This is a genomic window from Sphingopyxis sp. LC363, from assembly GCF_000756385.1.
Classification (GTDB): domain Bacteria; phylum Pseudomonadota; class Alphaproteobacteria; order Sphingomonadales; family Sphingomonadaceae; genus Sphingopyxis.
On the sequence record NZ_JNFC01000038.1, the window covers coordinates 21,220 to 27,219 of the forward strand.

Below are 6,000 nucleotides of genomic sequence, written 5' to 3' on the forward strand. Positions count from 1 at the left end.
CCGGTCGGTCGTCAGAATCGCACGCCCGCCGCGATGCCGTAGCGGCGCGGTTCGAGGGTGAAGATGTTGGTGTAATTCCCCGACGACTGGTCGGTGATGTAGAGGCCGGTGACGCTGTTGGCGTCGAAGACGTTCTGGATGAACCCCTTCACATACCATTTGTCGTCGGGACCGTTGAGCTGCAGCTGGGCGTTGACCTGGGCATAGCCCTTGATCCGGTTCACATTGCCGTTGAAGATGCTGCCATAGCTTTCACCGGTATAGGCGAGGTCGACGCGGGGGACGAGCGTCATGTCGCCGTCGCCCAGCCGCGCCGTATATTGGATGCCCGCGCTGAACTTGTAGTTCGGCGCCTGCGGCAGCTGATTGCCCTTGATGTTGACGGGAATGCCAGCCGAATATTGGAAGGTTTCGCCGTTGATGGTGGTCGAGGTTTCGATGCCTCCGAAGGCTTGGCCAAGAGTCGGCGCGAGTGCCGCGACGACGGCGCAAACGCTGTAGGCGCCGGTCGACGCGATACCGCCATCGGCCGGGAAAGGCGTTGTCCCCTGCAAACCGGCTCCGGCCTGAAGACCGGGAATGGCGCCGGCATTGATCAGCTGATTGACCTGATTCACATAGGCGTTGACTCCCGCCACGCTGCCGGATGCTGACGCCACCGCACAGTTCGCTGCGTTGGTGATATCCTTGATGATCACCGCATCGGCGCGTCCGCCGCCAAAGTCGCGAGGGTTGCTGGTATATTTGTCGCTCGCGACCTTGGTGTGCAGATAGCTGAAGCCCAGATTGATCAGCACATCGGGATCGGGGCGGACCATGCCTTCGACTTCGAAGCCGTAGATGTCGGCGTCAACATTGTCATTGACCGCCGTGCGTGCGACGATCTTGCTGAGCTGCAGATCCTTGTATTTATAATAGAAGGCGGTGAGGTTCAGCTGGAGTGCGCCGTTGCCAAAGGTATTTTTTGACCCGATCTCAAAAGCGTCGACTTGCTCGGGCTGGAAGGACTCGGGCACCTGGAAGATCGGCTGCAGCGGCGGGTTGATGCCCCCCGATTTGTAACCGCGCGAATAGGAGGCATAGAGGAGATTGTCCTCGGTCAACTTGAAGTCGAGCACCGCGCGCCCAGTCCATTCGTTGAACTTGACGCTCCGCGACTGGATCAGCTGGTTGCCGGGTGTGCCTGGATCGGCGTCGAAGGTGCCGACGAAAGGCGAATCGAAGGCCGTCCCCGTTTGGCCGAAGGGCACGAGGAAACTGGCCAGCGTCGAACGCGCTTGGACGCTCTTCTTGTCGTTGTTGTAGCGCAGACCGGCGGTCAGCTTGATCCGGTCGTTGAACTCGACATAGGCTTCGCCGAAGATCCCGTAGGATTTGATCTTTAAATCGGCGGTATTGTTACGGAAGAAGGGCGTGCCGAGGAAGGAGGGCGGCAGCCCGTTGCTCAACGAGTTGAACGCGCCGAGAACGCCGGTCAGATAATCGATCGGGAACGCGTTCACGTAATAGCTGTTCTCGGTCAGGTGATAGTCGGCATAGATGCCGCCAAGCAGGAAGTTGAACGGCCCGTCGAAGTCGCTCGTCAGGATGCTTTCGACCGACCAGCTGCTGTTATACTGGTTCGAACGGTCGAATTGCAGCGACTGGTCCGAACAGATGCTGTTGCCGCCGAACGAGCCGAAGCCGCTCTCTTCCGCGAGAGAGGTGCAAAGCTGGCCGTTCGGTCCGTTCGGGATGATCGCGTCGGCAACCGGGGCGAAATAGGCCTGAAGCGCCGGGCCGAGCGCGCCGCCCGCCGCCGCCGCAAGCGTTGCGAGGCCGCCGGCATAGAGCGAGCGGTCGCCGATATTGCTGTTATAATCCTGCGACGCGTCGAGCTTGACCTTCTGATACTGGCCCGAAACCTGCAGCGACACCGGGCCGAAATTATGCTCGATCTGGCCCTGCAGCGTCAGTTCGCTGGTGAAATAGCTCGGCGTATAGGCGGTGTTTACCGTGCGCGGATCCGACGGGATCGTCGTATTGGCATAGACGTCGGGGCCATAGAGGCTGCCCAAGGCGAAGGCGGCGGGGATCCCTTGCGTTGCGAGGAATTCGCGCGAGGTCAGCGCCGCGGTGAAGGTCGCGTTGCCGTTGAAGGGCGAATTGTCGAGGCGGTTGTTCAAACAGCCGAGGATGCCGGTCGGGTCGCGCTGGCAGAGCTGTTTCTGGATGCGGGTGCGCTTGTCCTTTTCGCGGAAATAGGATGCGAGCAGGTCGATGGTGGTGTCCTCGGTCGGCTCCCAGCGGAACGAGCCGCGGACCGAATAGAGGTCGCGGTCGTCGATCCGCGTGTCGAGGAACTCGTTCTTCGTATAGCCGTCGCGGTTGAGGTAGATGCCCGCGACGCGGATGCCGGCGGAATCGCCAAGGGGGATGTTGACCATCGCCTTGCCCTTGAGCGAATTATAATTGCCATATTCGGCTTCGGCGGCGGCTTCGAACGTTCCGAGCTTCGGCTTGGCGGTGATGACGTTGACCACGCCCGACGTCGCGTTGCGGCCGAACAGCGTGCCCTGCGGCCCGCGCAGCACTTCGACGCGTTCGAGGTCGAAGAATTCGGTTTCGAACAGGCGGGTCGAAAACAGCGGATCGCCGTTCAGATGGATCGCGGTCGCGCTGTCGCAGGTCGTGCCGACGCAAAGGTCGCCGATACCGCGGATCGTGAAGCTGGCGCCGGTGAAATTGGTCTTGGTGAAGGTGACGTTGGGCAAGGTCAGCTGAAGATCCGACGGGGTCTTGATCTGCTGCGCTTCGAGCGCTTCGGTCGAAAAGGCGCTGACCGCGATCGGCACGTCCTGCAGACGTTCCGACTGGCGCTGCGCCGTGACGACGATTTCGCCGCCGAAAGCATCGCGTTCCACTTCATCCGCCGCGTCTTGCGCATATGCCGGCGTCGCCACCGTCATCGCAAGGAGCGACGTTCCGATCAGTGCCTTGAACTTCATCTATAGCCTCCCTTTTTCAGCCCCGCGAGGTGCGGGGCCGCCCAACTTTCAAATTGTGGTAAGGGGAGGGGATACGACCAGACATGGCAAAGGGCACCGGGCCGAAACGGCCATGTGCCCTCGTGAATCCCACTTGCCAGCTATGCTGGTCATCGTCCTCTCCCGCCGGCGTCGGGGAAAACGCCGGCCTCTCCGGAATACGACCCGCTTGAGCGAGTTCTGTATGGCAAGGAAGGTGCGCCGAGTTGACGAAAGCGTCAAGTCACTTGTTCGGCCCGAAAAAGGACGCGAAACCGCGCCTCTCCGGAATGAGAAAAAGTCAAGATTCCGCAACGTAAAGTTGACGGGGGAGGACAATTTCTTTTGGTCCTGCCCTTGCGTATCTCCATCGGGACGTCGAAATGTGCGACATGATGGCAACAGTGAAAGCGGGGCAATGAGCGACAAAGTCGAGTTGGGGCCGGACGGCAAGGTGGTGGTTCCGGACCATGTCGCCGACGCGGTGCGCACGTTGATCGAGTGGGCGGGCGACGACCCGGCGCGCGAGGGTTTGCGCGACACGCCGCGTCGCGTCGCGCGCGCGTGGAAGGAATATTGCCAGGGTTATGGCGAGGATCCGTCGGTCCATCTGTCGCGCACCTTCGAGGAAGTCGGCGGCTATGACGAGATCGTGCTGCTGCGCGACATTCCGTTCCAGTCGCATTGCGAACATCATATGGCGCCGATCACCGGCAAGGCGTCGATCGCCTATCTGCCGAAGGACCGCGTCGTCGGCATCTCGAAACTCGCGCGCGTGCTCAATGGCTATGCGCGGCGGTTGCAGGTGCAGGAGCGCCTCACCGCTGAAGTCGCGCGCTGCATCTGGGACAATCTCCAGCCGCACGGCGTCGCGGTGGTGATCGACGCGCAGCATGGCTGCATGACCGGGCGCGGCGTGCGCACCCCGGGCGTCGGCATGGTGACGAGCCGCCTGCTCGGCTGTTTCCTCGACGACGAGCGCAGCCGCAAGGAAGTGCTCAGCCTGATGGGCTATTGAGGGTGGGTGGCGCCTAGCGCCGCCACATCCTGAGCAGCTGATACTGGACCGCCTGGAGCCGCGTGAAGTTCGCGGGCTCCATCTTGCCGCCCTCCAGCGCGGCCACCTCGTTGAGTTCGTACATCAGGCCGCGGTGCTGGACGTCGGGGATCAGGCTCTGGATGAAGGTGATCGCGACGAGCCGCTCGCCGCGCGTCACCGGCTCGACCTCGTGCAGCGTGTGCGAGGGATAGATGATCGCGACCCCCGGGGCTTCCTTGAAGCGCAGGTCGGCGCTGCCCAGCCGTACATGCAGCGCGCCGCCGTCATAATCGGCGGGGTCGTTGAGGAAGACGGTGCAGCTGACGTCGGTGCGCAGCTGGCCGTCGGGCAGCGGGATATAGGCGGCGTCGGGGTGCAGCCCATAGTGCATGCCCGGCGTGTAGCGCGTCAGCAGCGGCGGCGCGATGCGCGCCGGAAAGGAGAATTCCATGAAGTCGGGATTCTGCACCATCGCGTCGAGCAATATCTTCGACGAACGTTCATAGGCGCCCGCGTCGTGAAGCTGCAGGTTGTTCTTCACCTTCGAATGCGGGTTGCTGATCTTGCCGTCGACGAATTTTCCGCCGGCGGCGATCTCGCGCAGCGTGCGGACCGCATTGTCGTCGAGCAGCTGGACGAGCTTGAACATCTAAAGCTTCCTATTGGCCGTGGATCGGCAGGTCGGCAAGGCTTGTATAGCGCGCGGCGAGCGCTTCAACCCATGCGATCGCTTCGGCGATCGCATGGGCATGATCGCGCGCTGCCTGCGCCTGCAGTTCGCGGCGAAGGTCGGGGCTGTAGCCATGTTCGGGCGCCTTCGAATATTGGCGCATGATCGGCCCGGCGAGCGCGGCATCGATACGCGCGCTGTCGACCGGCAAGCCGAAATGCGCCGCTTGCGCCGCGAGCGCGGCGGCGGGGGCGGTCAGCATCGCCTCGAAATCGACCCAGAGGTGGCGCGGAGCGTCCGGTGGCAGCGCGCGCTGCGCCGTCGCCATTTCGCACAGCCAGCTCATCGCGACGCGGATGACCGGCGGCAGCTGCCACAGCGCATGCGGGAAATCGGGAAGCAGGCCCGCGAGCCGCGCCATGCGCGCCGGGGCCTGTGTCAACGTTTCGGCCATCGACGCCTCGCCCGCGAGGATCGTTTCGATATAGCGGGGAAGCGGGACATGGAGGAACAGCGCGTGGCCGTCGGGGCCCGTGAGGTCGCCGGCGATCACGGTGATCACGCTCGACGCCTTGACCATCGCGCGCTGGTCCGGCGCGAAGCCGCGGCCCAGCCAGCCGAGGCTTTGCGCGAGGCGCGCGCGGTAAAGCTCGGGCGACCAGAGCGATTCGGGCCGGTCGAGCCGCTCGGCGACCTGCGCCAGCGTGCGCAGCAGCATCGGCTCGCGCAGCGGCAACGCGCCGCCGACCTCGGCGAGCAGGCGCGAGACCAGCGTCGATCCGACATGACCGATGTGGAAGATGAAATCGGGCCGCGGCGCCGACGCGCCGAGGTCGGGCAGCGCGCTCCACGCCGTCCACTCGCGCCCGATGCGATCGGTGAGCAGCCGCTGGTCGAGGAAGCTCGCGGCGCGATAATCGGCTTCGCCCAGCAGCGCGATCAGCACCCGGTCGTTCGCGAGGTCCGCCATATGCGGCAGCAGGCTCGCATCGGCGGCGAAGCGGGACTGGAAGCGGTCGTCGGCCATCATTTGCCGCCATAGGGGCGACGAGGCGGGTTGGCCAGACGGGACGGGCGGGCGAGCTGGGCCCCAATCGTCGTCCATGGCCGGGGCGGGGGGGGGGGGCGGGCCGCGGGGGCGGGGGGAGCCGGCCGAGCGCGCCCCGCCCGGGGCGCGGGCGGGGGCGGCGGCGGCTGCGGGGGGGGGGGGGGGGCGGGCGCGGGGGCGGGGGGCTGTCTCCAGCCCCCGGCGCGGGGGGGGGCGCCCCCCGTCGCGGGGCGGCGGC

4 protein-coding genes are annotated in these 6,000 nt (G+C 64.7%); 1 reads left to right on the plus strand and 3 read right to left on the minus strand.

Going from position 1 to position 6,000, the window contains the following annotated elements:
- Positions 1-11: 11 nt before the first annotated feature.
- Positions 12-2,987, minus strand: coding sequence for a TonB-dependent receptor (locus tag FG95_RS14440; protein ID WP_152567660.1), 2,976 nt, complete (start codon positions 2,985-2,987; stop codon positions 12-14).
- Between the two features lie 436 nt (positions 2,988-3,423).
- On the opposite strand from FG95_RS14440, the gene folE reads away from it, so the two are divergent.
- Entirely contained in the window at positions 3,424-4,023 is a 600-nt protein-coding gene (gene folE, locus FG95_RS14445; RefSeq protein ID WP_037556793.1) for a GTP cyclohydrolase I FolE, read from the plus strand.
- A gap of 13 nt (positions 4,024-4,036) precedes the next feature.
- On the opposite strand, the gene FG95_RS14450 is transcribed toward folE, so the two are convergent.
- Together FG95_RS14450 and FG95_RS14455 are read right to left on the minus strand one after the other, a co-directional pair.
- Positions 4,037-4,693: a Fe2+-dependent dioxygenase gene (locus FG95_RS14450; protein ID WP_037556794.1), complete on the minus strand. Its 657-nt coding sequence runs from the start codon at positions 4,691-4,693 to the stop codon at positions 4,037-4,039.
- A gap of 10 nt (positions 4,694-4,703) precedes the next feature.
- Positions 4,704-5,744 carry a hypothetical protein gene (locus tag FG95_RS14455; RefSeq protein WP_152567661.1) on the minus strand — a complete coding sequence of 347 codons (1,041 nt, stop codon included), beginning with the start codon at positions 5,742-5,744 and terminating at the stop codon, positions 4,704-4,706.
- Between the last annotated feature and the right edge of the window lie 256 nt (positions 5,745-6,000).

Excerpts from the sequence above, each read along its gene's own strand:
- FG95_RS14440 (WP_152567660.1), bottom strand. The coding sequence starts at position 2,987 with ATGAAGTTCAAGGCACTGATCGGAACGTCGCTCCTTGCGATGACGGTG.
- folE (WP_037556793.1), top strand. The coding sequence starts at position 3,424 with ATGAGCGACAAAGTCGAGTTGGGGCCGGACGGCAAGGTGGTGGTTCCG.
- FG95_RS14450 (WP_037556794.1), bottom strand. The coding sequence starts at position 4,693 with ATGTTCAAGCTCGTCCAGCTGCTCGACGACAATGCGGTCCGCACGCTG.
- FG95_RS14455 (WP_152567661.1), bottom strand. The coding sequence starts at position 5,744 with ATGATGGCCGACGACCGCTTCCAGTCCCGCTTCGCCGCCGATGCGAGC.